This window comes from Dehalococcoidia bacterium (assembly GCA_021295915.1).
Taxonomy (GTDB): domain Bacteria; phylum Chloroflexota; class Dehalococcoidia; order Lucifugimonadales; family UBA1123; genus VXRN01.
In genome coordinates, this window is the sequence record JAGWBK010000005.1 from 18,177 (window position 1) to 44,472 (window position 26,296).

The 26,296-nt window shown below is 57.5% G+C and carries 19 protein-coding genes, 1 tRNA gene and 2 pseudogenes; 9 read left to right on the top strand and 13 right to left on the bottom strand.

What is annotated here, in order from left to right:
- Positions 1-10: 10 nt before the first annotated feature.
- From J4G14_02610 to J4G14_02630, 5 genes and pseudogenes are all read right to left on the bottom strand, one after another.
- Positions 11-1,267 (bottom strand): CoA transferase, encoded by a 1,257-nt coding sequence (locus tag J4G14_02610; protein ID MCE2456694.1) that lies wholly within the window; start codon positions 1,265-1,267, stop codon positions 11-13.
- Positions 1,222-2,106 carry a UTP--glucose-1-phosphate uridylyltransferase gene (locus J4G14_02615; protein ID MCE2456695.1) on the bottom strand — a complete coding sequence of 295 codons (885 nt, stop codon included), beginning with the start codon at positions 2,104-2,106 and terminating at the stop codon, positions 1,222-1,224. The genes J4G14_02610 and J4G14_02615 overlap by 46 nt, the downstream gene beginning before the upstream one ends.
- Before the next feature lie 25 nt (positions 2,107-2,131).
- Entirely contained in the window at positions 2,132-3,463 is a 1,332-nt protein-coding gene (locus tag J4G14_02620) for an MFS transporter (GenBank protein MCE2456696.1), read from the bottom strand.
- A 205-nt stretch (positions 3,464-3,668) separates the two neighbouring features.
- A tRNA-Ala gene (locus tag J4G14_02625) sits at positions 3,669-3,744 on the bottom strand.
- Between the two features lie 48 nt (positions 3,745-3,792).
- A pseudogene (locus J4G14_02630) lies at positions 3,793-5,324 on the bottom strand (AMP-binding protein).
- 113 nt (positions 5,325-5,437) lie between these two features.
- Between J4G14_02630 and J4G14_02635 the strand changes: the two are divergent.
- From J4G14_02635 to dnaE, 4 genes are all read left to right on the top strand, one after another.
- Entirely contained in the window at positions 5,438-6,154 is a 717-nt protein-coding gene (locus tag J4G14_02635; protein ID MCE2456697.1) for a haloacid dehalogenase type II, read from the top strand.
- A 61-nt stretch (positions 6,155-6,215) separates the two neighbouring features.
- Entirely contained in the window at positions 6,216-7,370 is a 1,155-nt protein-coding gene (locus tag J4G14_02640; protein MCE2456698.1) for a diphosphate--fructose-6-phosphate 1-phosphotransferase, read from the top strand.
- Positions 7,371-7,398: 28 nt separating this feature from the next.
- Positions 7,399-7,998 carry a DM13 domain-containing protein gene (locus J4G14_02645; GenBank protein MCE2456699.1) on the top strand — a complete coding sequence of 200 codons (600 nt, stop codon included), beginning with the start codon at positions 7,399-7,401 and terminating at the stop codon, positions 7,996-7,998.
- 166 nt (positions 7,999-8,164) lie between these two features.
- Entirely contained in the window at positions 8,165-11,830 is a 3,666-nt protein-coding gene (gene dnaE / locus J4G14_02650; GenBank protein ID MCE2456700.1) for a DNA polymerase III subunit alpha, read from the top strand.
- Between the two features lie 11 nt (positions 11,831-11,841).
- Here the strand turns inward: dnaE and J4G14_02655 are convergent, their stop codons facing one another.
- The 4 genes and pseudogenes from J4G14_02655 to J4G14_02670 all read right to left on the bottom strand — a co-directional run bounded on the left by J4G14_02655 (position 11,842) and on the right by J4G14_02670 (position 17,103).
- The gene (locus J4G14_02655) at positions 11,842-12,366 is read right to left on the bottom strand and encodes a methylated-DNA--[protein]-cysteine S-methyltransferase (protein MCE2456701.1); all 525 of its coding nucleotides are present in this window, start codon (positions 12,364-12,366) and stop codon (positions 11,842-11,844) included.
- Positions 12,363-14,900, bottom strand: a complete 2,538-nt coding sequence (locus J4G14_02660; GenBank protein ID MCE2456702.1) for a transglutaminase domain-containing protein — start codon at positions 14,898-14,900, stop codon at positions 12,363-12,365. Before J4G14_02660 ends, J4G14_02655 begins: the two co-directional genes overlap by 4 nt.
- Complete coding sequence (locus tag J4G14_02665; GenBank protein ID MCE2456703.1) at positions 14,897-16,141, bottom strand: DUF58 domain-containing protein; 1,245 nt, start codon at positions 16,139-16,141, stop codon at positions 14,897-14,899. Before J4G14_02665 ends, J4G14_02660 begins: the two co-directional genes overlap by 4 nt.
- A gap of 11 nt (positions 16,142-16,152) precedes the next feature.
- Positions 16,153-17,103 (bottom strand): annotated as a pseudogene (locus J4G14_02670) (MoxR family ATPase).
- A 256-nt stretch (positions 17,104-17,359) separates the two neighbouring features.
- Between J4G14_02670 and J4G14_02675 the strand changes: the two are divergent.
- The 5 genes from J4G14_02675 to J4G14_02695 all read left to right on the top strand — a co-directional run bounded on the left by J4G14_02675 (position 17,360) and on the right by J4G14_02695 (position 23,008).
- Positions 17,360-17,698, top strand: coding sequence for an STAS domain-containing protein (locus tag J4G14_02675; GenBank protein MCE2456704.1), 339 nt, complete (start codon positions 17,360-17,362; stop codon positions 17,696-17,698).
- 56 nt (positions 17,699-17,754) lie between these two features.
- Positions 17,755-18,915, top strand: a complete 1,161-nt coding sequence (locus J4G14_02680; protein ID MCE2456705.1) for a SpoIIE family protein phosphatase — start codon at positions 17,755-17,757, stop codon at positions 18,913-18,915.
- Positions 18,916-18,918: 3 nt separating this feature from the next.
- Positions 18,919-19,356 (top strand): ATP-binding protein, encoded by a 438-nt coding sequence (locus J4G14_02685; protein ID MCE2456706.1) that lies wholly within the window; start codon positions 18,919-18,921, stop codon positions 19,354-19,356.
- Between the two features lie 44 nt (positions 19,357-19,400).
- Positions 19,401-20,645, top strand: a complete 1,245-nt coding sequence (locus tag J4G14_02690) for an ABC transporter substrate-binding protein (protein MCE2456707.1) — start codon at positions 19,401-19,403, stop codon at positions 20,643-20,645.
- A gap of 146 nt (positions 20,646-20,791) precedes the next feature.
- On the top strand, positions 20,792-23,008 hold the full coding sequence (locus J4G14_02695; GenBank protein ID MCE2456708.1) for a HAMP domain-containing protein: 2,217 nt from the start codon (positions 20,792-20,794) through the stop codon (positions 23,006-23,008).
- A 6-nt stretch (positions 23,009-23,014) separates the two neighbouring features.
- Here the strand turns inward: J4G14_02695 and J4G14_02700 are convergent, their stop codons facing one another.
- From J4G14_02700 to J4G14_02715, 4 genes are all read right to left on the bottom strand, one after another.
- Positions 23,015-23,752: a DUF502 domain-containing protein gene (locus J4G14_02700; GenBank protein MCE2456709.1), complete on the bottom strand. Its 738-nt coding sequence runs from the start codon at positions 23,750-23,752 to the stop codon at positions 23,015-23,017.
- Between the two features lie 143 nt (positions 23,753-23,895).
- Positions 23,896-24,249: an HAD family hydrolase gene (locus J4G14_02705; protein ID MCE2456710.1), complete on the bottom strand. Its 354-nt coding sequence runs from the start codon at positions 24,247-24,249 to the stop codon at positions 23,896-23,898.
- A 124-nt stretch (positions 24,250-24,373) separates the two neighbouring features.
- The gene (locus J4G14_02710) at positions 24,374-25,705 is read right to left on the bottom strand and encodes a hypothetical protein (GenBank protein MCE2456711.1); all 1,332 of its coding nucleotides are present in this window, start codon (positions 25,703-25,705) and stop codon (positions 24,374-24,376) included.
- A gap of 82 nt (positions 25,706-25,787) precedes the next feature.
- Positions 25,788-26,198, bottom strand: a complete 411-nt coding sequence (locus J4G14_02715) for an OB-fold domain-containing protein (GenBank protein ID MCE2456712.1) — start codon at positions 26,196-26,198, stop codon at positions 25,788-25,790.
- Positions 26,199-26,296: the final 98 nt, after the last annotated feature.

The following is a 26,296-nucleotide window of genomic DNA, read 5'->3' on the forward strand; positions in this document are numbered from 1 at the left end:
TGGGCAGAACCTACAGCACGCTCGCCTCGCGCAGGCGCGATGTCTCTGCCCCTGTGAAACCAAGCAGTTCGCCGAGGACGCTCTCCGTATGCTGACCCAGCAGTGGGGGAGCTGTAACCTCAACCGGCGAGTCCTCCAACTGCACCGGGCAGCCGGGCATGGTGAACTGGCCACGTTCCGGGTGGTCGTAGCTGACGATCATCCCGCGCTCCTTGAGGTGCGGGTCGTTGTAGATGTCGTCGGCGTTGAAGCATGCGCTGCACGGCACCCCGGCCTCGCCCAGGATGCTCATTGCCTCCTGCTTCGTGTGCTGCATAGTCCAGGACTCGATGTTGTCGTTGATCTCCTCGGCCGCCTCGGGATGGTTGGTCGGGTCCGAATAGATCGGGTCTTCGATCAGGTCTTCCCTGCCGATGGTTGTCAGGAGCGCGTGCCACATCCTCAGGCGACGTACGTTGGCAGTCATGAACACGTAGTCGTCCGGACCACCTGGGGCGCATTTGAACAGCCCGGAACCTGGCCTGCCGACCCAACGCGAACCGCCTCGTCGGGGAGGCGACTCGCCTGTATCGGCGTAAGAGTTCATCCAAATTCGAGCGATGTTCACCACGGCGTCCTGCATGGACACCTCAACCTGCTGGCCCTTGCCCGTTGCCTGTCGCTGCCATAGCGCAGCAAGGATACCGATCACGGCATGCATGCCCGTTCCGGTGTCTCCAATGGTGATACCGGGCCTGACCGGAGGAGTTTCTGGCGATCCTGTGGCCGCAACCGCACCACCTGCTGCCTGCGCAACGGGATCGAAGCTCTTGTACTCGCTGTATGGGCCGTAGGTGCCGAACCCCTTGATGCGAGCCAGGATGATGCGCGGGTTGACCTCTTTGAGCCTGTCCCAGCCGATGCCGAGCCGCTCTATCGCGCCAGGAGCCATGTTCTCCGCGACTATGTCGCCCTGCTTGACCAGCTCGAACAGGATGTTGCGACCCTCTTCGGTCTTCAGGTTGAGCGTCACGCTCCTCTTGTTGGAGTTCAGGTTCATGAAGTATGAGGAGTCGTGGCCAGCGCCATTCGAGCCCATTACGTTCCTACCAGGGTCGCCGCGTGTGGGCTCCTCGACCTTGATGACATCGGCTCCGAGCCATGCCAGCATCTGAGTGCACGACGTTCCAGCCTCGAACTGCGTTAGATCGATCACCCGTACCCCGTTCAGCGCCTTGTCCATCAGCAGCCTCCCTCTAATCCCGGTTCGAGCGCGTCTGTTAGCCACTCGCGCAGTTCTCCTGCTACATCGTCCCGTCGCAGTCCGGCGGCAACCGACGCCTTCAGCATTCCGAGCGGAGTGCCGACGTCGAAGTGCTCCCCGCTGAATTCGTGCCCGTACACGCCGGGGCTGTCCATGTGCGCCGCGATCGCGTCCGTAAGCTGGATCTCATTGAGCGCGCCCGGCGTGACATTCTCCAGCGTATCGAATATCTCGGGTCCCAACACGTACCGGCCAATAATCGCAAGGTTTGACGGCGCCTCCTCCAGCGGAGGCTTCTCCACCATCCCGGCCACCTTGTGGTTGGTCTCCGATTCTCCCTCGGGCGACACGATTCCGAGGTTCGGAATTGCCTCGTCTGGCACGCGTTTCACGGCGATCACAAATGATCCTGTGGAGTCCCTCAGATCGATCATCTCGCCAATCGTCGGACGATCAGCCCAGATAATATCGTCAGGCAGAAATACTGCGAACGGCTCGTTACCAACGGCGTCTCGCGTCATCAACACGGCGTGACCGAGCCCCTTCTGCTCGGTCTGCGTGACGCAGGTGATCTTCGCGAGCGACGAGATGTTCTTGATCTCATCCAGCACCTTCGTGTTGCCTCGCCCCGACAGCGCGGCCTCAAGCTCAGGCCACTCCTCAAAGTACCTGGGGATAGCCTCCTGCTTGCGAGATACGACCAGGATGATCTCCTCGATACCCGCCCCGGCGGCTTCCTCGATGCAGAAGTGTATGGACGGCTTGTCGAACACCGGGAGAACGTTCTTGGGGACTGCCTTGGTCGCGGGCAAGAACCTGGTCCCGAACCCTGCTACCGGTATTACTGCCTTGCGGATCGACATGCTACTCCTCTTTGCTTACTGTCGGTTAAGCCGCGACCGCCTGCCCCGTTCTGTAGACCCGCCTCAGGTCAGGCAGGCTCGCGTTGGCGCTGAAGATGAACACCAGGAATATCGCGCCTGTCGCGTAGAGTATGGGAGGGGACGAGTAGAGGTCCGCGATGAACCCGTACCCCAAGTTGGCGAATGCCATGATCCCCCCCGCATGGAGGATGTACAGGCTCGATATGCGACCTCTAAGTCTGTCTGGCGCGAGTGTCTGCACATAAGTAGTCGTCAACGCCATGAATGCAGACTGGGCTCCGCCCATTACCGTAGCGACTACTATTGCAGGAATGGTGCTGGGACTGAACGCCAGCAGGATCGGAATTACCCCGCTGACGATTCCGGTCCATAACAGCCACCGGCCCTTGTTTCGTTCAGTCCTCACGCCTGCCATGAGCACCGTAACGATCAGCGACCCGATGCCGAATCCCATCACCATGTACCCGAGTATCGAGCCGTCCACGGCCCCTAACGCGTTCCTGGTAAAGACGGGCATGACCGAGTCGTACGACATTACGAGCGCACAGTGGAATGCCACGAGCAGGATGAAAATCGATATCATCCGGTCCGTGTAGATGTACACAAGCCCATCGATCATGCTTCGGAAAAGACCGTGCTGTGGTGCGGACTCGCCGGTAGAGCGAGTTTTCGCCATTGAAATCAAAACAGTTCCGGCAAGTTGGAACAGTGTGCTCAATATGAGCACTCCCGGGGCGCCTATGACATCTATTGCCAGCAGCGGAGACGCGACAAGTAGGCCGAAGAATCGCGCGCCATGTCGTGTTGCCGCGTTAAGCGTAATCGCGTTGAGCAGGTCTCTCTGCGGTACCTGGTTCGGAATTAACGATGCAATCGCCGGTTCCTGTGTGGATCGCATGGTGCCTGAGGCAAAGGTCAGGATGCCCAGGAGCATAAGCTCGACCGCGTCGAGTGACATCACCGGCGAAATCAGTCCATGCACCATCGATTCAAACGCATCGGTGTAGGCGAGCACAGCGACCAGTGCAGTTACAACGGCGCTTGCGAGGAATGTGAACCTCACTATGGAGCGCCGGTCAAGACGGTCGGCTATGAGACCTGCAATCGGCGAAACTACCAGGAAAGGCAGCATCGACGCGAAAGTCAGGATCCCAACGTCGCCTGACTTACCCGACTTTTCGAGAATGAGCCAAGTGATTGCGACAATGAAGGTCCACATGGCCGCGCCGGAGCACATGTTGGCCAGCCACGTGTACCGGTAGTCCCGATACCTGAATGCTGCCAGGTGGGGAAGCTCGATGGCGCGCTGAGCGAATTGAAGCTTTTTAGGGAACATTCAGAATTCCAGACGGTGAGCGCGATTATATCAGCGCGCTCCGGTGTCAAACAGTAGGGCAGGGGCCCGATCAGTCTCTAAAGTCCCCACGGACGTTGACAATTAGTGGATAGAATGCCGCGTGGCGAGAGAATCAGAAGCGTTGACAGACTAGCTCATGAACTTCGGTGGGGGCTGTCTACCTGGCAGTGATTAAGTGAGGGGGTGGTGGAGATAGGGGGGCTCGAACCCCCAACCTCGGCATTGCGAACGCCGCGCTCTCCCAATTGAGCTATATCCCCACTACCACGCGGTTCGCAAACCGCGCCAAGCAGTTGACCCTCTTCCAGTTACTCCGTACCGGCGAACTGCGCCGCTACGTTACGCCTCTGAATCTTGCCCGTAGCAGTCCGGGGCAGGGACTCGACCAGATACACCTTGTCAGGCACCTTGAAGTCCGCGAGGTGGTCGCCGCAGAACCTGAGGATGTCATCCTCAGAGGTGGAACCGGTCAACACGACTGCGGCCTGGACTGCCTCCCCGTACTTGACGTCGGGTACGCCGAAGCATACTGCCTCGGCTACCGTGGGATGCTGCAACAGTATTGCGTCTACCTCCAGAGGCGAGATCTTCTCGCCAGCGCGGTTGATTAGCTCTTTGATCCTGCCCGTGAGGGTCAGGACGCCGCTGGAATCTAGTATTCCCTGGTCGCCGGTCCGGAACCATCCGTTGGTGAAAGACTCGGCATTTGCCGTCGGGTTGTTGTGGTACCCGAGAGTTACGTTGGGCCCTCTGATAACGACCTCACCCATGCTGCCTACCGAGAGAAGTCCGCCCTCGTCGTCCATGATTCCAATATCCACCCCAGTGCCACTGCCAACAGTGCCGGGCGCCCTATCTCCCGGAGGGAGCGGGTTCGAAGCCATCTGGTGCGATGCTTCGGTCATACCATATGCCTCCAGAACGGGCGCCCCGAAACGCTGTTCAAGATCGTGGAACACCGACGGAGCCAGAGCCGCCGAGCAGGACCGGATGAATCTGAAGCTCTCGCGCGGGGCCTCGTCGTCGTCCGCTCGCATAAGCAGTATCTGGTGGATGGTCGGAACAGCCGAATACCATGTAGCGCCGGTCGACCGCTGCTGGTCCCAGAACCTGCTGGCGCTGAACTTGTCTGGTACGACAATGCTTCCGCCCGTTCGCAGCGTGGACAGTGCGGCACCTATCAGGCCATGCACGTGGAACAGCGGCATGACAATCATGGATATGTCGTCCGGCGTGAGCTCGTAAGTGTCCCCAATGTTCTTAAGGGATGCGAACAGGTTGCCGTGGGTCAGCGGAACTCCCTTGGGCCTGCTCGTGGTACCTGACGTGTGCAGGAACAGTGCAACGTCGTCGGGAGATGGGCCCGCCACGTCAACACGTGCAGTCAGCGCCTGTCCGTCCCGTTCTAGTACAGTTCGACCGCTGGGGTCCAGGGAAGCGTCCATGGTCGGGATTCCCAGACCCTCGGCTGCCTCTCGTCCGGCGTGGGCGCCGGGCGGCAGAATCGCATAAAGAACCTGAATTCGTCCACGGTGTACGCGGAGTTCAGGGGCGCAGCGATCGCACCGGCGCGTGCAACCGCCATGAACGTGACGAGGAAGTCCAGGCCATTCGGTAGAACGATCGAGACCGCTCTGCCTCTCCCGACTCCCGCTGCTGCAAGCGTCTCTGCCGTGCGCTCGACCTCGTCCGTGAGATCTGCGTAACTTGCAGTCGGCCCGTCCGGCACTACTACTGCATTGCTGCCATCCGGATGGCCATTCAATATCTCGGCAAGTGTGGACACGGTTGCCCCCTTTGTTGTGGTTTCTGACTGTTCGGATAATCTCGCACCCTGCATCGTCTGTGTCAACCACAGACCCTGCCGTTAGGGCAAAGGAGACATTGACACCCCATATGGCCAAACGTAAGATTCACGCACGTTCCGCTTACAAGTCAACGTGAGGCCCCAACATGCTCCAAGAAGAAGTCAAAGCCCTGGTGTTCGACGTCTTTGGCACCGTAGTCGACTGGCGCTCCAGCATCACCCGTGAGGGTGAGAAGCTTGGAAAGCGCAAGGGGGTCACTAACGTGGACTGGGAGGAGTTCGCGGACGCATGGCGAGGCGGCTACGGCCCTTCGATGAACCTGGTGCGTACCGGAGAACTCCCGTGGACCAGGATCGATGATCTTCACCGTATGGTGCTTGATGAACTCCTGGAGAAGTTCGGTATCGAGGGCCTGACCGAAAAGGAAAAGGTCGACTTCAACAAGGCGTGGCACCGGCTCGACGGCTGGCCCGACTCCGCCGCCGGATTGACCCGCCTGAAGACCAAATACGTTATCGGCACGCTTTCAAACGGCAATGTCGCCCTCCTGACCAACATGGCCAAGCACGCAGGTCTGCCGTGGGACTGCATTCTGTCTGCGGAACTTGCCAAGCACTACAAGCCCGATCCTGAGGCGTACCTGATGGCCGCCGATATTCTCGGACTGGAGCCCTCGCAGGTGATGATGTCCGCTGCACACAAGGGTGACCTCAAAGCTGCACGCGCGCAGGGACTCAAGACTGCGTTCATCCCGCGTCCTGGGGAGCACGGGCCACGGCGTGAAATCGATACCTCCTCTGAGGACTGGATCGACGTAGTGGCGACCGACTTCAACGACCTCGCTGCCAAGATGGGCACGTAGCAGCGCGTCCGTCTCGTCGACCCTACGACTCATGGCATCCCGTCGCCGGAACGCCCTAGTAATGCAGTCCGGCGGCTGCACGAACGTCCTCAACAGGAGCCTGTACGGCCTCGCGTCGGAATTTACCCGAACTGGCGAGGGCACCCTATACGGCGTTCCCCATGGCTTCGAGGGTCTCCTGGAAGGCAGGAGCGTCAACCTTTCGTCGGTGTCCGAGTCTCAGTGGGCGACTGTGGCAAACGCGCCTGGTGCAGCCATCGGCTCAACCCGCCGCAAGCTGCGTGACGAAGATGTAGATTCCGTCTTCGACTTCATGGACAGGGTCGACATCGGCTTCTGGTTCATCATCGGTGGCAACGACTCGGCTGAAACGGGACATACCCTTCAGACACTGTCCGGCGAGCGTGGATACGACCTCTGCGTCGTGAACGTGCCCAAGACCATCGACAACGACCTTGTACTTACTGACCACTGCCCCGGCTACGGCAGTGCCGCCAGGTTCATCGCGCTTGCCGTGATGGGATCAGGCCGCGACGCCGAGGCCATGCAGGGTGCATCCCCGATCACGATCATGGAGGTCATGGGCCGCGACGCCGGCTGGCTTGCTGCCGCGTCTGCTCTGGCAAAACGCGATGAGCGTGATGCGCCGCACGTCATCTGTGTACCGGAGGTCCCGCAAACTGAGGACGATTTCATCTCCCGCGTCGAACACGCATACGCGAAGCATGGCTTCTGCGTAGCTGTCATCTCGGAGAATACGAGAACTCCCGGCGGCAATCCAATCGGAGGACAGGACGAGCCCTGGTTCACGGATGACTTCGGCCACCAGTACTATGACGGTCCTGCGAGATACCTGGCCGGACTCGCCAGCCGTACCCTTGGCGTGAGGGCGCGATACGAGAAGCCGGGCACGATACAGCGTTCGTTCATCGAGGCGGCTTCCGAACCTGACTTGCAGGAGGCCGAGATGGCGGGAAGGGCTGCAGTCACTGCTGCACTCAATGGCAACCGCGGGGTCATGATCACTCTGGAACGTGACGAAACCCACGGTTACAATTGTTTTACAGGTGTTGCGCTACTCGAACAGGTCGGAGGCTTGGTCAGGCCCATGCCTGATTCATTCCTTTCGAGGGACGAGGGGTTCGTGACCCAGGACTTTATCAACTACCTGAAGCCCCTTGTGGGACCTCTACCCACCATGGGCCGCCTGATTTAAGTCTCCCAATGGGAATCGGAGGTATATCGTGAGCCTTCTAACCAGGAAATCGGTTCTCATCATCTTGGTGGTCGTGGCAATTCCGGTACTTGCCTTTGCGTGGTGGCTCCTTTCTCCGCTCTTCCTGAACACCACTGTCAACGAGGAGTTCCCTCTCTCGGCTACCGCCGATATGCCTGAAGGTGTCTCCCAGGAAGAGGCAGAGGACATCATGGAGGGCATGGCCAAGATAAACATGGAAGCCGCCGAGCCTATGCCGGACACGATGACCGAGGCGCGGGTCCTGGCCTCGGGTAAGTTCAGAGATGCCGATAGCTTCCACAAGGGCAGCGGCGACGTAAATCTGTATCGGCTGCCAAGTGGAGATGCAGTGCTGAGGTTCGAGGACTTGTCCGTAACCAATGGCCCTGATCTGCACGTGTTGGTCTCGACTCATCCCGACCCTATGACTAAGGGTGAGCTCAGGGACGCCGGCTACTCAACACTGGGACAGCTCAAGGGGAACCGTGGCGATCAGAACTACGAAATCCCGTCCAGTGTCGATCCTGACACCATCAGTTCGGTGATCATCTACTGCATGCCGTTCCACGTGATTTTCAGCGTCGCTCCTCTCTTTGATCAGGGCTAGGAATCCGGCTCTTCACATTCGACCGAAACGTCTCTGATCGGTCGAATTTAGCCCCGTAAGGTGACGAATTCCGGGACTCTTGGGTGCTACAATGCCGCTCGACGGACTGACAATCTTGGCTCCGTCCCGGCTGGTATATTAGCTGACCCATTGAGAGTCCGCCCGTATGTTCACCCACCTCCACACGCACACTGAATACTCCCTGCTCGACGGACTCAGCCGTCTCGAACCATTGGTCCATCGCACTAAAGAGTTGGGCATGGAGAGCCTCGCCATCACCGATCATGGCGGCATGTACGGAGCGATCGATTTCTATCAGCTTGCCAAGTCTGAAGGCATTCGCCCGATCATTGGCTGCGAGATGTACGTCGCTCCTGGCAGCCGGCACGAGCGCAACCCTGACGAGCGCAGCCCATACCACATGACTGTACTGGCGCGGGACTACAAGGGATACCAGAACCTGGTCAAGCTAGTCACGACTTCTCACCTCGAGGGCTTCTACTATCGTCCACGCGTGGACCGGGAGATCCTGGAACGCTACCACGAGGGGCTGATCGTGATGTCCGGGTGCGCAAGCGGCGAGGTGCCGCTTCTGATCACCCAGGGGCGACTAGATGAGGCTCGCGCAACTGCGTCCTGGTATCGAGAGGTCTTCGGGGACTACTACCTGGAGATCATGCGTCATGGCGACGTGCCAGAGCTCCCGGCGATCAACAGTGGCCTGCTAGACATTCACCGGGACCTTGGCATCCCTATCGTCGCCACGAACGATTCACACTACATTCTCCAGGAGCATGCCCGGTTCCAGGACATCCTGATCTGCATTCATACAAACACTAACGTTGAAGACAGCAAGCGTCTTCGCATGGAGGAGGCGTCCTACTACCTCAAGAGTCCTCAGGAGATGGAAGACCTGTTCCACGATCTTCCTGAAGCCATAGAGAACACCCAGCTAATTGCCGACAAGTGCGACCTGGATATCGACTTCAGCCAGCTCAGGCTGCCCCAGTACCAGGTTCCTGAGGGCACAACTCCTTTCGAATACCTGTCCAACATATGCTGGGAGGGCCTGAGCGAACGCATGCCCAATGCCAGTGATTCAGAAAAGGAGCGTTTGAAGTACGAACTCGAAGTTATCAGGCAGACCAACTTCGACAACTACTTCCTGGTCGTCTGGGACATCGCCAGATTCGTCCGCGAACGCGATATATTCTTCGCCGTGAGGGGCAGCGCGGCTGCCAGCCTCGTCCTGTACTGCCTGGGTGTAACTAACGTAAATCCGTTGCCCTACAGACTGGTCTTCGAGCGCTTCCTGAACCTGGAACGCAAGGAGATGCCTGACATCGACATGGACTTCCAGGACGACCGCCGCGAGGAAGTCATCAACTACGTTGTTGACAAGTATGGACGTGAGCACGTCGCCCACATCATAACTTTCGGCACGCTTGGCGCTCGCGCAGCGATTCGCGACGTCGGGCGTGCGCTCGCCATGCCGTACGCAGACGTGGACCGTGTGGCCCGGATGATCCCGATGCGCCTTGGAATCACACTCAAGGACGCAAAGTCCGAAGCTGGATCAGAGCTGGGCGAGGCAATAGAGGCTGACGAGTCAATTCGCGAGCTTATCCAGACTGCTGAAGGCCTCGAAGGCGTAACCCGCCATTCCAGCACACATGCTGCAGGTGTCGTCATCTCGCAGCAGCCGCTGGACGAAGTCGTGCCGCTCCAGCGACCCCAGAAGTCCGACGGCAGCGGTTCGGTCGCAACAACGACCCAGTACGCAATGGACCCTGTTGCGGCCCTCGGGCTGCTGAAGATGGACTTCCTGGGACTGGTCAATCTGACGGTGCTTGCGAAGGCCCGGGATCTCATCTCAGAGCATAGGGGAATTCACTTCGATCTGACCGAGATCCCCCTCGACGACACCAGTGCTTTCGACCTTCTCTCTCGGGGCGAGACCGTCGGCGTGTTCCAGCTTGAGGGTAGCGGGATGACCCGCTACATCAAGGAACTGAAGCCCAATACCCTTAGCGATGTTGCCGCGATGATAGCCCTCTATCGTCCCGGCCCAATGGAGCACATCTCGACTTTCATCGACGCTAAGCACGGACGTGTGCCGGTGTCGTACCTGCACCCCGATCTCGAGGACATTCTCGAAGAGACGTACGGCGTAATCGTCTATCAGGACCAGGTGCTCCACATTGCGCAGACATTCGCCGGCTACACGCTCGGCGAAGCGGACATCGTCCGCAAAGCTATGGGGAAGAAGATCCCCGCGATTATGGCCGAGGAGAGGGACAAGTTCCTTGAAGGTGCAAAAGGGCAGGGTTTCACCTCGCAGCTTTCCGAGCAGGTCTTCTCACTAGTTGAGCCGTTCGCTGGTTATGCGTTCAACAAGGCCCACTCTGTCAGCTATGGACTCATCTCCTACTGGACCGCCTATCTCAAGGCCAACTACACGCCAGAGTACATGGTCGCCCTGCTTAACTCATACGTGGGACACACCGACCGTATTACTACCGCAATAGCCGAATGCCAACGCCTGAAGATACAGGTGCTGCCTCCCAGCTTCACCAAGGGCTACACGGACTTCACGCTGGAGAGTCAGCAGGATGGGAGTATCGCCATCCGGTACGGAATGGGCGCCGTCAAGAACGTGGGGACCGCGTCAGTGGACGCTGTCGTGGAGTCCAGGGAGCGTCTCGGCGGCTTCGAGTCAATCGAAGAAATGTGTCGCGAGTCCGAGGAGATGGCGGGTGTCAACCGTAAGACACTAGAGTGTCTCATCAAGGTGGGAGCCTTGGACGACTTTGGTGACCGAGCCGCCGTTCTCGAGTCCATGGACAGGATTATCTCACTGGCTCAGAGTGAAGCGAGACTGAGGGACTCCAACCAGTCTACGATGTTCGATCTGTTTGGCGAGTCGGTCTCAGCGCCACTCACGACTATCTCGCTACCCGACGTTCGATCGTCAGATCGGGAGCGTGAGGAGTGGGAGAGAGAACTGATCGGAGTGTCACTGTCGAGCATCAGCGTACTCTCGTCGATTCTTACAATGGCGGACTCGGAGCATATCGTGTTCAGGAGCGACATCGACCAGAATCTGGCAGGTCAGAAGGTATCGGTAGTCGGCCAGGTCGCCTCTGTTACTCAGCGATTCACGAGGAACAACAAACCATTCATAATCGCCGGACTTGGACTGATGGACGGGCAGATTGAAGTCTTCGTCTGGGAAGAGCAGATGCAGGAGTCCGAGGGTCTCTGGGAAGTTGGGCAGACCGTGGCCGTTGCCGGAACGGTGCGGGTGAGGGAAGACCAGATAAGCATCAGCTGCACTAATGCCGGACTGTTCAGTCCTGATGAACCCGAAAAACAATCAGAAGAGCCATCTGTGACCAAGTCGCCCGCTGCGGTGGTCTCAGAGGTGCGCGATTCCGCGGCGAGGTACGACGAAGACTTGGAACAGAAACGAGACTACAGCGAAACTTCTGCCAACGGCACGGCTAATGGTGCGTCTGACAAGAATGGCGACGTCAACGGCGAGATTCCCAGCCTCGCCCACTCAAGGCCTGTCGTGCCCAACCAGCTCAGTTTGATGATCAGGGAAACAGATAGCCCCGTCGATGACCAGATGATGCTGGATGACGTGAAGAGATTGCTCCTGGAGTACTCGGGGTCCGACCAGGTTATGCTCGAGATAGCTGCGCAGGGCCAGATCCACAGGTTGGAGTGGACTACTATCCAGGTCAACGCCTGTGATGAGTTGAGAGACCGCCTTGAGGAAGTGTTGGCCGACTCCGGTTCGGTGAGCTTACAGCCCGCTCTAACGTGACCTAACCCGTCTTAGAGCAGTCGACGTGACCCGCTCTCCATGTCCAGCAGCCACCGCTTGAGGTCAAGCCTTTCGCTGCCGCTTCCGAAGCCGCGCAGACTGCCGTCGCTTCCGACAACCCTGTGGCAGGGTACGATCAGAGGTACCCTGTTTCTCGCCATAGTCTGGCCGGCCGCGCGTGAGGCGTTCGGATTACCGGCGCGCCTGGCGAGCCACCCATAAGTACGTGTCTCCCCCCTCGGAATAGACCGGCAGGCGTTCCACGCATTGATGTAGAACTCCGTCGCATCGTCAATGTCGAGCTTGACGCTGTAGAGGTCGACATCTTCTCCCGACAGGTACGCTGTCAACAGGTCCGGAACATCGCCCAGTTCCGTTCTGGCTTGATTTGCACCGTCGATCTCAGGACCCAGAGAGGCAACGCTCTCGTCCGGAGTTTCGCAGGGCAGGGTACTGCGACGAATGCCTGATCTCGATGCGAGAAGGCCAACCCAGCCCTGATCGGTCTGAAATACGTGGTAGAACCTGTCGCTCATTCCGTCTCCGGTTGCGCGCGGGCACTGCTGCCGAACTGTCCGAAGACTCGACGGAACAGGCCTAACTTTATCGAGTTCCATGCCTCTTCTGCGGCTTCCTGCCTCTCCTCATCTTCGTCGACAGAGCCGTAACGAACAGCCGCATAGGCCCATGCGATTAGTGACGCTCCGTCACTTACGCTCGGGACTAGCCTGCCCATGTGGGCGGCATACTCCAGGGGGGTCTGGTCCGCCTTCCTGCCGATTCCGCCAAGCCATCCGAGCCTGGTCATCTTCGCGTACAGCCTGGCCTCAGGTCCCAGCGATCCCAGCCCGTAGTTCCACGCGAAGTGTCCAAGGAGCCAGGCGGCGGCCACAGACGCGATCGCGATCAGCGCCCACAAACCATATTCGCCGTAACGCTGCAACATCTGGCTGCCTGGATTGACAGTAATGTCGGTGTCGTCAAATATCCCCTCTACGAACGGGTCCGATTCCATATCACCGAACATCGAGTCAGGATCATCCTCGATCGGGTCCGTCGATCCGGTAGCGAATCGAGGCGCTCGGAGACTCCTGTCGTGAGCTGGCCAGTTCGGCGTCGGCTCGAAATCGATCCAGCCGTATCCTGGGAAGTACACTTGGACCCAGCCATGGCTGTCGGAGTCCCTGATTACTCTCAGACTGTCTTCGTTCAGCTCGCCTGGAGCGTATCCTGCAGCAATTCTTGCTGGGACCCCAACCGATCGGAGCATCACAGCCATTGAGGAACTGAAGTAGTCTGAGTATCCGACCTTCGACTCGAACAGGAACCAGTCTACGCCGTCGGAGCCAATAGGCGGCGGTTCGATGTCCAGGGAGTAGGTGAACTCAGGCCCACGCATGTACCTCTGAATGGCTAGTGACTTGTCCAGCGGATTGTCGGCTTGGGAGGTAAGGCGTTCAGCGAGGTCCCTTACCCTGTCTGGCAGCGATGCCGGAAGCTGCAGGTAGTGGTCGGTAAGGAAGTTACCGTACTCGGTACTTGCACCTCGAAGATCGTCATCGCTTGCTATCGAGACAAGCGATGTCATGCGGTACGCTTCGTTCTCCTCAGTACTCTCCTTGAAGTGCCACGCAACCAGGTCAGGAGTCGTAGGCGCCTTTCGCTGGAAGACAACCCACTCCGGGTCTCCGGCGCCGTCTCTGAGTACCTCGATGAATATAAGGTCGTCCGGGACTAACTGAGAGGCCAAACTATGGATGCCTCCGGGCGTCATGCCAACCGACTCGAGCCTCATCGTCTCCGCCAGTTCCCTGATGTCAGATGGCATAGTCTCATCCAGCGAGGTGTCCTCAAGGTGGACGTAGAACTTCATCGGCTCCAGAGAGTCGGCAATTCCTTCCCGGCTTACCCAGTCGTATGGCCCACCCGTCAGGAATTTGTCTGTTGAGAATCCGAGTTGGAGGATTTGTGACCTTGGAACCCGCTTCAGAGTATCGCTTTGCGGCGGGGGCAGCGTGTCGGGCCCAATCTCGAGTGGTTCTGAGGCAGTTGCCACCCACCCCTTCGACGTGTACTGGTTGTACGTCTGTGAGAGCCAGTAGGAGGGGTAATCGGTCGTCGCCCAACCGACTGCTTCACCACCGAACGAGATCTTTCCTATGAAGGGAAGCCACCTGCCGAACAGACGGCCGGGCTGATCTTTCCTGGAGGGAAGCGCGGCGAAGAGCCTGGCGAAGAAGTCCTCAGCGGTCGCGATAGGAGTACGTCCGACGTTCCAGACCTGTGCGGCCGTACTGTTCGTGTACGCGTTCATGGGAAGGATGACAGCCAGAATCAGGACCGCGATGCTGAACCACACCGTTGCGTGAAGAGTCAGCCATCCGGCGCTTGGCGTGAACTGCACATTCAGTCTCCGCCACACCTCGTGACGCTGAATTATGCTCATCCTGACGACCAGCACCATGGCGATGAACGCAAATATAAAGAAACGGGATGCGAACGTGTCCGGGAGAAAGCTCAGGTTGGTGAGAATCGCTATTCCCAGGAGGACTACTGCTATCCACACGTTGCTCCATCTGAAAATGAACCAGGAGCTGAGGAACCCAGCAATCCAGGCTAGAGCAAGGAGCATTATCAGGAATGGGAGCAGGTCGGTGCTAATTCCGTCGCTCGTCGCAGCTTCCCACCAAACGTCCAGACGCTGGAAGGTCTCGACGAAGCGGCCGAAAGTAGAGTCGCCCTCAACCGTGCGGGAAGCCTGCCACAATATCGCCAGCACGCCAATCAGCAGGCCCGCTGGAATGAGGATGAACCAGGGAAGTCTGACCTTGGACAGTGCCAGACCGACGATAGCGGACCACAACAACACCGCAGTGAGTCCCGCAGACTCAACCCATCCCGCCGAGTTGATTGAATCGGCGACAATGAGGAGTGCGAGGATGAGGATGGCCAGTGTTGCCCATCCCTGGCTGGGCGAGTAGCGAGACAACCAGACCAGCGCAGGATGTCCTCGCTGTTCCTCTGGGACGCCTCTTCTGCCCAGCAGTGCACCTATGCTGGGAGTGCTCAATCTGCGGCCTCTGTGAGTTCTTCCATGCGGTCTGCAGTGTAGGCGTGAGACAGGGCGACGGGGATGTTGTCACCCATCTTGACCAGGAATGGCGCAATTCCAGAGTCGTAGAGCGCCGGGATTGCCTCCCTGGTCTGGAACAGCCCACCAAATGACTGCCCGTCGATGAGTACGACAGCTATTCTCAGACGTCGCCGGACAAGTTCCCTCAGGGCAATCGTCCAGTCTTCGCGATGTGATGACGTCAAGATGATGACCTGGCTGTGAGTTCCCCAGAGCTGCTCCTCAATGGACAGCACTTCCGCGAGAGAAACATTGCCTTCAGCCTTGGTCATGGCAAGGTGTTCCATGATCCGCTCGAACTGCGCCGACCCGGTGTCCGCCGGGATGAGATAACGTTCGTCGCCATAAGCGAGCAGGCCTACCGGAAGCTGCGACTGAATATACTTTTGCGCCATCGAGGCTGCGATTGAGACTGCATATTCGTCGGTGCTCTCATCAAGGTCGCCAGCCTGCACTTCGCGATGCAGGTCTACGAGAATCCACACGTCGCTGGCCATTCCGAGTTCAAACTCCTTGGACATGAGCCGGCCAGTTCGCGCGGTGGTCTGCCAGTGGATTCTGCTGAGGCTGTCACCGAACGAGTACTCCCTTACGGTGGCGGCATGAGGGGTAAGATCGTGAGACCTGCGCCGTGCCGAACTCTCGCCTGTCAGATAGCCTGGAGGCATTTCGAAGTCCGCGAGATCGTAGACCCTGGGATAGACAACCAGATCGTCCTGCCCGCCGAAGTCCCTGGCACGCCTGAAGAGTCCAAACGGATCGCTGTTAGAAACTCGGACTGGGCCCAGCTTATAAACCCCTCGCTTGCGGGCAGGGGCGAGTGTTCGCCAGGATCTGAACCCCTTTGTGGGAAGACTCAGCACTCGTCCATTCGAATAGCCCGGCATGTCGGTTACGTCTTCGACTTCGAGAGTTGACTTTGGCCACGAGCTCCTGTTGCGGACGGTAATCCGCTCCTCTATGTCGTCGCCTACTCTGGCGCGCCTTGTACGTCTGTCGACGCTGACCTCCAGTCCCACCACGCTCAACCAGTTCCATATAAACGCCAGGACCGCGGTAAGGCCAAGAATGTATACCAGCCTGTAGAAGAGTCCGAATCCGGTTGCCAGGCCGGTAAACAGGGTGACTACTATCAACCCAAGAACGAGGAACAGTCGTGTCTGAAGGGAGAACTTCACCGGTGGACCAACTAACCTGCTGCGCCGACCCGGGCCCCGCCGCCCGGAACAGCCGTCTGCTCGAGAATCTGCTCGACGATCTCCTCGCTGCCGACGCCCCTCATTCGGGCTCCTGCTGAAACGATCATGCGATGACTGAGCATTGGCGCCGCCAGCTCCTTCACGTCATCAGGAAGCACGTAGTCTCTGCCACGTATGAGGGAGACTGCCTGACCGCCTCTGAATAGCGCCAAGGATGCCCTTGGCGATGCGCCCAGCGCGATATCTGGATGAGTCCTGGTCGCCTCAACCAGGTTGACTATGTACTGCTTAACGAGGTCGTCGACGTAAATCTCACGAATCTTCCTCTGAAGGTTTATGATCTCGTCCGCATCTGCGACCGATCTCAGGGTATCGATCGGGTGTGCAGATTGCTGCCTTTCCACGATCTCCAACTCTTCCTCAATCGTCGGATAGCCAAGGCGGATAATCAGCAGAAAACGGTCCAACTGGGCCTCGGGAAGCGGGAAAGTACCTTCGTATTCGACCGGGTTCTGAGTCGCCATTACCATGAATGGACTAGGCAGCCTGTGTGTGATCCCCTCAACGGTGACCTGCCGCTCATCCATCGCTTCCAGCATCGCTGACTGCGTCTTGGGAGTTGCCCTGTTGACCTCGTCTGCGAGCACGAGCTGAGAAATGATCGGACCAGCGCGGAACTCGAACTCGCCGCTTTGCTGATTGTATATGGACACTCCGGTAACGTCTGTCGGCAGCAGGTCGGGTGTGAACTGAATTCGCTTGAACGTGCAGCCCACCGAACGGGCGACGCTGCGAGCCAGCATCGTCTTGCCAACTCCCGGAACGTCTTCGATAAGCGCGTGTCCCTGGCACATTAGTGCCACAACTCCGAGTTCGACCGCCTCGCTCTTGCCGACAATGACGCGCTCTACGTTATCAATTATCCGCTGAGCCAGGTCTCGCTCTCTATCGAATTCCTGCAAGTGATTCTCCTGCCCGATGTATTAAAGCCGCGCATGTGCCGATTATACAAGAAGACTTCGCGAAAGGTGCCGCAACTCGCTCTTGGGTTACCCAACCAGCCTAGTATAAAAACCGTTGACTTACAAAAGTGCCGAGTGTAGCATCATCCTAGCTTTCTCTGTGTGTTGTCCTTGAGCAACTCGCTTGTGGTCAGCCGGCCTTGCGCAATATTGATGACCTGGGGAGAGACAAATAATGGCGCTCAGCATTGAACGCAATGACGGAATAATGGTCGCTGTGGCAGAAGGCCGTGTGGACGGTGCAAATGCCCAGGAGTTCCAGGGGGAACTCACTGAGGCGATTGACCCTTCAGATCGCGCAGTCATCCTGGATCTGGAGGAAATCACATACATCTCCAGTGCCGGTCTGCGCGTTATCCTGCTTACCGCCAGAGCCCTCAAGAGACAGAACGCCGAACTGGCTGTGTGCTCTCTCTCAGACGCAATTCGCGAAGTGTTTGAAATCAGCGGATTTGACAAGATCATACCCGTCCGGGAATCACGCCCGGATGCAATCGCCAGTTTCCAGGCCTAACGGACACTTAACTGGCTAGTCCGGGGTGATTTCAGGCGCCCTATCGTGAGATGACGATGACTCTGCAAAAGAAATACAAGATCCTGGTGGTAGACGACGAGCCGGATCTGGAGCCTCTTCTCCTTCAGCGTATGCGGCGTGCCATCAGGGCGGGCCGTTATGAGTTTGTCTTCGCCGGCAACGGACTGGAGGCCCTTCAGAGGTTGGACCAGGACGAAGAGATCGATATGGTCCTGTCTGACATCAATATGCCTCAAATGGACGGACTCACTCTCCTCGAACAGATACCGGACGTCAACCCTAATATCCGGTCAGTAATTATCTCCGCATACGGGGATATGAAGAATATCCGGACCGCCATGAACAGGGGCGCGTTCGACTTCGTCACGAAACCGATAGATTTCAAGGACCTGCAGGTCACGATCGACCGTACGCTTATTCACGTCGAAGAGCTGAAAGAAGCTCTGATGGCGCGCGACAAGTTGGTAACTCTTCAAAACGAGTTGGACGTCGCGAGCAACATACAGCAGTCGATTCTGCCCACTGAGCTCCCAAGGGAGCTCGACTATCAGATGTTCGGCAGTATGAAGAGTGCCCGAAATGTTGGCGGTGACTTCTTCGATGTCGTGCGCCTCCCTGACAGGCGCGTAGGGCTGGCGATCGCCGATGTTTCCGACAAGGGCGTGCCGGCAGCACTTTTCATGATGTCCACCCGCACGCTCCTGAAGGGCGCTGCGATTGGGGCAATTAACCCTGGCGACGTCATGGATACGGTAAACCAGCTTCTTTGCGAAGACAATGAAGCTGCGATGTTCGTTACCCTCCTCTATGCTGTCTACGACCCTGAGACCGGGCGACTCACGTACGCCAACGGTGGTCATAACCCGCCGTTGATTATCCACCAGGACAATACCTCCACCCTGCTGCCGTCGACTGAGGGCCTTGCGCTCGGTCTGCTCCCCGACTATGAGTACCAGCAGAAAACAGTGACTGTGGAACCGGGCGAGACGCTCGTTCTCTACACTGACGGGGTCACTGAGGCAATGAATGCCAATGAGGAAGAGTTCGGAGTGGAGCGGCTGCAGGATATCTTTACAGAATCGTATCCTCGCGAGGCTCACGCCATCACGCAATTGATATTCGATGCTGTCGACGAATTTGCAGGTGATACACCTCAATCGGACGATGTTACCTGCCTGACCCTATGTAGAGGCTAACCGTTGGTCGCTAAACTAACTCTCAAGCTCAAGAACGACCGAGAAGAGCTGGAACGCATCGTCACTGCTGTTGAGGAATTCGCTGCGCAGGATGAGTGGCCGGAAGACCTGCTCTTCAAGATCAACTTGGTTCTGGAAGAGATTGGCCTGAACATCATCGACTATGCGTTCGAGAGTGGTAGTCACGAGTTTGAAATCAACCTGACGTCAGATGCAGAGGCGATTACCATCGAGGCTATCGATAGTGGACGACCTTTTGATCCGCTTAGCGAGACCCCCTTGCCGGATCTTGACGCGCCACTGGACTGCCGCCCCGTTGGTGGCCTGGGAGTCTACCTGGTACGTACACTGATGGACCAATCTGACTATCAGAGAGTTGACGGCAAGAACTGCCTCACTGTGGTCAAGTACAGAACCGAGACCCCGACTTGTCCTGAATGACCTCGTCAATCCCCCGGCGTACATCCCGGATCCTACTGTTCGGCTTGGGGGGACTGTTAATCCTGCTGGGCGCGGTTATCGCCGGTGTTATTCTCTTCATTAGTGCCCCTTGGGACGACAATATCAACGAGCCGACAGTGACGGTAGTCGCCTCCGAAGTCACGGAGGATGAAGTCGAACTGGGGACTCCTGGAGTCTTTCCAACCCAGATTCTGTTTGGGCAGTCTGCAGCACTGAGCGGTCCCGCCAGCGGCCTTGGTGTGAACATGCGCATCGGAATTGAGGCTGCATTTTACGAGGCTAACCAGAATGGTGGCGTCAATGGCCGGCAATTTGCCCTGATCTCCATGGACGATGCATATGAACCTGGCATAGCAATCACAAACACCAGCACGCTGATCGAGGAACAGCAGGTCTTCGCACTCATCGGCGCTGTTGGGACTCCTACTTCGCGCTCTGCCGCTCCCATAGCCAACGAGGCTGGCATCCCATACTTGACGCCGTTTACTGGTGCGGACTTTCTACGAGATGTCTCGAGGCTCCGCACCGTGGTGAATCTGAGGGCCAGTTACTTTCAGGAAACTGAAGAGATGGTTGAACGGCTCACTACGGATCTCGGCGTCCGGCGTATCGCCCTGATGTACCAGGACGACTCCTTTGGTCGGGCAGGGTTGAGAGGGGTCATTGCCGCATTGGACCGCAGAGACATGGACCTGGTCTCCACCGGTGTCTATCCGCGCAACACAACGGCTGTTAAGACTGCTCTCCTGGATGTCTGGGAGGGCAGGCCTGAGGCCGTGATACTCATCGGAGCCTACGAACCAATCGCTAACATGATTTCGTGGGCCAAGAGAACCGGTATGGAGAGTATCTATATGACACTGTCCTTCTCCGGAGGACTCGCACTTGCGCAGGAACTGGGTTCATTCGGGAAAGGCGTGTACGTTACACAGGTTGTCCCCTTCCCTCGGGACAGGTCACATCCCGTTGTGTCGGCATACCTGGAGGCCCTGTCTGTATACGATCCCAGCGCGCAGCCTGACTTCGTGTCTCTCGAAGGATACCTGGCAGGCCGGCTGGCCATAGAGGCCGTACGAAATTGTGGTGAGCAGGTGGACCACGATTGCTTCTTTACAGGCATTCAAGAGTCTGATGAAATTGACATCGATGGTTTCAGGCTCAGTTTCGGACCTGATGATAATCAGGGTTCCGATGCCGTCTTTCTGAGCGTTATCGGAAGTGACGGCCAATTCCACTCCGTTAATTCTCTAGAGGACGAAGTGCCTTGAGTGAGCGATCAGACAATCCACTCCGCAGTGAAGAACCAGAAGTCCGTACTGATGCCCCTGAAGTTCATGGGTTAGAATCCGAAGTCGATTCAGACGGTTCTGCGAATCGCGAAAGAACCTCTGCAGGTGATCGGTCTCGGTCTGGTATGGGCCCCGCGGCTGAGTTTCAACGACTATTCAAACTCCTTCTGGAAAGCCGACATCGGATCTCAACACAGATCTACCTTGCCTTTGGCGGCGCGGTACTCCTGACGATTGCCGCTAGCCTTGTCGGCTGGTTTTCCTTTGACAGAGTGGGTATCCAGCAGGCACGCGTTAACGAGGGCAGCGTTCCTGAGATGACTGCCGCGTTCGGGATCGCTCAGTTAGCCAATGAACTAGTAGACGCCGGCCCACGACTCGCAGCAACTACCAACACGACAGACTTTCAGGCTGTTGCGGCCGACATCTCCGCTGCAAACGTTGCGCTTGTAGGTCAGCTTGCCCTGCTGCAGGGTCAGCACACCAGTGAAGCACGCTTTAACCGTATGAGGTCGTACCTGGACGAACTGACGTCCAATAACTACGAAATCCAAACGGGCATGGTCGAATCTTTCTTGAGAGACGTTCTGCTGGAGCAACTCAGGGCCGATATTGCTGATGTGGACCGTCAACTCAGGTCAATTCTGGCTCCGGCCGCTGACGACCAGTGGTTCTACATGATGACGGGGTATCGCGACCCCGATGAACCGCCAGTGGCTGCGGTAGGCCGCCTCAATGAGAGCGAACTGTCTCAGTACCGGCACCTGGCTGCCCTGGTTGCCGACACTGACTATGCCCGGCAGACTCTGGAAAGTGGATTTGGCGTATCAGACCCGTCAACGCTCGAACCACTGCGCGAGAGTTTTGAGTCAGCCATAAGCCGCATGAACCATAACCTTGAGGCTATCCGAGGACTGGACCTGGGAGAGGAGATTGAACCGCTCATTGGCGAGTTGTCTGAACTTGGCTTGGGATCGCAAGGGTCCCTCGAACTGCTGGACCGCCACTTTCGAGTACTGGAACGCCGCGGTGAGTTGCTGGCCCAAAACCGAAGTATAGCGGTCGAGCTCCTTAAAGAAGTAGACGGCTTTGTTGGCCTAGCTAACGCAAGCGTTGAGGATGCTGCAGTTGCATCTGATCAGGCCGTCTTCGCAGGCAAGATAATCCTCGCCGCACTCAGCGTTGTCAGCGTAGGTGGAGCCGCCCTGATTGCCTGGCTTTTCATTGGGAGAATCCTGTTGAGCCGGCTTCAGATCCTGCTCGGCTCCATGCGGCAGATGGCCGATGGAGACCTTGATGTTGAGGTGGACACGAGTGGACGTGACGAGGTGTCTGAGATGGCAAACGCTCTCGAGGTGTTCCGTAAGGCCTCTCTCGATGCCATTGAACTCGACGAAGTCAGAAGGCTCAACGACCAGTTGGAGCAGACTAACGAAGAACTGACGGAGACCGTCGGGCAGCGCGACAGCGCTCTGGATGACCTCCAGAGAGCCCAGAATCAGATAGTGGAGCGCGACAAGCTGGCGGCAATCGGTGAGTTGACCGCAGGCGTAGCCCACGAAATTAGAAATCCGTTGAACTTCATTAAGAACTTCGCTGAGGGATCTGAAGAGATTCTCGAAGAGTTGACGGAAGTCATCGATGAGGCGGCAGAGGAGATGGAGGAAACCCAGCGAGACCTCGTAATGGAGATCTCAGGGGAGTTGAAAGACAGCCTCAACCGAATCCAGAGCAACACGAATCGCGCTGAGCGAATTGTCCGGGACATGCTCCTGATGAGCAGGGGCGCTTCTGAGCCTCAGCTTACTGATATCAATAGTCTTGTTGAAGAGAACGCACGGCTCTCGTTCCACAGTGCAAGGGCAACAAATTCCGATTTCCAACTCGATCTGGTCACAGACTTCGACCCTGAAGCTGGACGGGTTGAAGTCATTCCCCAGGATATGGGCCGAGTCATCATCAACATGGTCACCAATGCTGGCTTTGCTACAAACGAGAGGCGTATGGAAATCGGAGACGAGTCCTTCGATGCAGAGTCCTACATGCCGACCGTATATCTTGCGACCAAGAGGCTCGATGAAGAGGTCGAGATTCGTGTTAAAGACAACGGGACTGGCATTCCCTCCGAAGTGATCGACAGCATTTTCAACCCGTTCTTCACGACGAAAGATCCCAATCAGGGTACAGGTCTCGGCCTCGCGCTCTGCGCCGACATAATTCGACAGCACGGTGGGTCGATCAGCGTAGAAACTGAGCCCGGGGAGTTTACTGAGATGACCATTTTGATCCCGATCACGCAGCCGGTGATCGAGGAGGCTGAGTCAGACTTGGTCGGAGTCTAATAGCAGCTAGCGATCGGTATCAAACCGCCCGACAATCTCGGAGTTGACGCGGTACTCCAGGGGAATGCGCCCCAGTGAGATTGAGTCTGGTGGTACGATACCTCCGGAGAACACCAGCTTCATCGCGTCCTCCACGGTGATGTCAGTTTCGAACAACTCGTCCTCAGAGACCACTGCCATGTTTCCGGACGTTGGGTTGGGGACTGTTGGTATGTAGACGATTGCGAGAGATAGCTCCGAATCGGCCTTTAGGATCCGGGCGGTTACGAATCCCAATGCAATCATTCCCTCCCTGGGCCACTCGAGGAAAACGACGCGGCTGAAATTGAACTGGGAGGTCATTACCGTGGTTGCCTGGCGTGTCACCCCGAGTATCCCTTTGACAACAGGGATGCTGCCCATCACGTCCGTCACAAATCCCATAACTGCCTTACCGGCCCTCGTGGATGTCATGAGACCTACGAGATAGAAGAGCACGATCGCAACTATCAGCCCTGTACCCCAAAAGTTGGGAAAGTCTCTTGTCCCGCCTGACAGCTCCCTTGTTATCGTGTTCAGCATCGGTATGATCGCGGAGTCAGCCAGATTCACGACATACACGATGACCACGATTGGGACTAGGATCGGCAGGAGTTCCAGCAACCCGGAAACTGTCTTTCCTTGAAAGTGTCCGCCAGCTCGCTGCAACAGGTTCGATCCCTGGTTCTGGGTACCATCGCCCTGAACTCCGTTAGGTTCAGCCATGGTTGCTACTCCTGAAATGGCGGTATCTGCCGAGTCGGCCTCTAGGGAGATCTAAAGAGAGTCCGACCCCCATAACTCGAAGCAATTCTGAGCGACACGCTCGCTTTATGCGAGTATTATCTGCAATTATCTTAGCCTGTGGCCTACTCGTCTGGGGAGAACCAAGGCCTTTCTGCGGCCTCGTCTGGCCAAAGAAACTCGAACCCTGCCCGGAGAGCATTCTGCCTGTCGAGGTCTTCTCGATCACCGATGTGAAAGTACCTCTCCGCATCGAATTTCGCTTTGACGTCTGCCAGCATGTGCTTGGGGATGACGAAGTCTGCAGCGATGTTCGCCTGTTCCCAGATTGCCCTCTGGGCACTTGGTGGCCGATCTGAACAGCTCCCAATGAGGAATCCTTTATTCTGGGCGATTCGCGCCATTTCCATAGTCAAGGGTCCGGGAGGGTCGCCTACCTCCATGGTCCCGTCGATGTCAAAGCTGATCAGTATCGCCAAATGTGTTCCTCTTCTTACCCACAGTGCGTAGCGCCACTGAGAACCTGTTGGTTCGCGGTGTGGGACTTCGCATCACTTGTCAAGGCTCGGTACTTGTTGAACTAAACTGAAAGATGTTTCTTAGCTAGTCAGGAGTAGCGCTCCAGACGGTGAAGTTGCCTCCGAGTGGCATGGGGCCTCCGGAGACTGTCACCTCTGGCTTGACACCCGTGACCTGCCGCGCTCCGGCGCGTCCCTGCAGCTGCTGGATGGAGTCTGTGTGCATCCAGAACCGGCTGCGTCCGCTGCCTATGTTGCCTCCGCTGGGCAGAATCGGATTTGGCCCCTCGATCGATATGTCGGTCTGGTAGAAGTCCAGGGCGTCTCCGAATCCCATTCCTCGGTAACCAAGACCTTCAACGTGGAACTGGTGGAACTGGGCAAAGCCGTCGTACATGTTCTCGAAGGAGAGATCGTCGGCGGTGATTCCCGCGCTCTCGTAAATCTTCCGACCCGTGCTGGCGGTTTCCGCTTCGACCTCTTCCAGGGTCGGCGTGAGACTTCTCGGCCTGCCGCGGCTGGAGGCGTGTCCAAGTATGTACACGGGCTTCTGCTTCATGTCCTGGGCCCGTTCTGCCGTCGTGAACAGGTAGGCAGCCGTGCACATGATGGGAATGTCGTTGTCGAACAGGTTCGCAGGCTTCGCTATCCAGCGCGAAGTCAGGTAGTCCTCCGCAGGAAGTTCCTCTGGCCTGTGCTGGGCCCAGTATCCCTCGGGGAACATCAGCCCGTTGCGCCTGGAATTCTCCATGAAGGGGGCCATCATGTCATGATGTTTACCATACTTCGTGCAGTACTGGGCGAACTGCAGGGCAGTGCCGTAGCAGCCAGGAGGTCCCCACAGGGACCGGCCAACGCCAAGAGCATAGTTGCCGGGTACTTCGTCGGCCGCACTGATGCCGCCGTGGTTATATCGGCCCTCGTAGTTATGCCAGCCCTTCACCACCAGGCACGTGTTGGCGAGGCCGTCACCGATTGCCTGAGCGGCCACAGTGATGGCAGCCGACATACAGCCCGGCGCGTGCATTTTGAACTTGACGTTAGTCAGTTCCGGCATGTTCTCCTCAAGCCAGTCGGCGCTGAGCTGACCGATGCCGTCTAGCGGGTCGTCCGTCTGGTTAAAGGCGTTGACCACATCCATGGGCAAGGGCGTACCTTCCGGCCAGGGAGCTCCAGTCGTAGTGACAGGGACTATAACGAGTCCATCTACCTGGTCAGGGCTGACACCGGCGTCTTCAATAGCCTGGCGCATCGACTGGATGCTGCCCGCGCCAACGGTTGTTTCTGGCCTGCCGTCCCAACGGCGGGCGGTTGGCGAGTGGCCGACGCCGACTGCCGCAACCTTTCCTCGGTGTTCCCACACGCCGAGTCCCTCGACTGATCTGTACATAGATTCAGGGGCATCTATCGTGGTCATCTCATTACTCCCTTGCGGTTTCGAGTGTCAGCTTGATTGTGTTGTGGGACAGATGGCTTCAGTGACGCTTAGATGCTCGCGTTCAGCCTACAACCTGCCACTCGGGCACCTTCTGGCCGTTGGCGGTCGCTTCGAAGATGACCTTCACGGCACCACCAACGGGCACTTCGTCGATTGGTGTGCCTGGCAGTGAGGAATACATCTGGACGCCAGGATCTTCCTCCAGCGTGATGACAGCCAGGTTGTACGGCTGGTCCTCCTGAAGAAGCCTGATCGGACAGTCATACACGACACAGTAATTGTATATCGTGCCCCGACCGCTCATCTGCTTCCACTCGAGATTGTCACCCGAGCCGCATCCACCGCAGTCCGGCAGTGGAGGGTTTTGGAGCCGGTCGCAGGCGGTGCAATTCTGTATTACCAGTCTGCCTTCGTTCGCAGCTTCCCAGAATGGTCCAGTCAGCTCATCTGGAACCACACCCTGCTTAACCATGTTCTCCTCCCAATGCAAATTGTCGAATACCGAAAGTCGGTCTTGCGACCCTCACAGATAATAATGCAGTCAGGCGGAGATGCCAACCGCACCCCCCA

Excerpts from the sequence above, each read along its gene's own strand:
- J4G14_02695 (MCE2456708.1), top strand. The coding sequence starts at position 20,792 with ATGGGCCCCGCGGCTGAGTTTCAACGACTATTCAAACTCCTTCTGGAA.
- J4G14_02680 (MCE2456705.1), top strand. The coding sequence starts at position 17,755 with ATGACTCTGCAAAAGAAATACAAGATCCTGGTGGTAGACGACGAGCCG.
- J4G14_02675 (MCE2456704.1), top strand. The coding sequence starts at position 17,360 with ATGGCGCTCAGCATTGAACGCAATGACGGAATAATGGTCGCTGTGGCA.
- J4G14_02615 (MCE2456695.1), bottom strand. The coding sequence starts at position 2,106 with ATGTCGATCCGCAAGGCAGTAATACCGGTAGCAGGGTTCGGGACCAGG.
- J4G14_02700 (MCE2456709.1), bottom strand. The coding sequence starts at position 23,752 with ATGGCTGAACCTAACGGAGTTCAGGGCGATGGTACCCAGAACCAGGGA.
- J4G14_02715 (MCE2456712.1), bottom strand. The coding sequence starts at position 26,198 with ATGGTTAAGCAGGGTGTGGTTCCAGATGAGCTGACTGGACCATTCTGG.
- J4G14_02710 (MCE2456711.1), bottom strand. The coding sequence starts at position 25,705 with ATGACCACGATAGATGCCCCTGAATCTATGTACAGATCAGTCGAGGGA.
- J4G14_02640 (MCE2456698.1), top strand. The coding sequence starts at position 6,216 with ATGCAGTCCGGCGGCTGCACGAACGTCCTCAACAGGAGCCTGTACGGC.
- J4G14_02655 (MCE2456701.1), bottom strand. The coding sequence starts at position 12,366 with ATGAGCGACAGGTTCTACCACGTATTTCAGACCGATCAGGGCTGGGTT.
- J4G14_02620 (MCE2456696.1), bottom strand. The coding sequence starts at position 3,463 with ATGTTCCCTAAAAAGCTTCAATTCGCTCAGCGCGCCATCGAGCTTCCC.
- J4G14_02635 (MCE2456697.1), top strand. The coding sequence starts at position 5,438 with ATGCTCCAAGAAGAAGTCAAAGCCCTGGTGTTCGACGTCTTTGGCACC.
- dnaE (MCE2456700.1), top strand. The coding sequence starts at position 8,165 with ATGTTCACCCACCTCCACACGCACACTGAATACTCCCTGCTCGACGGA.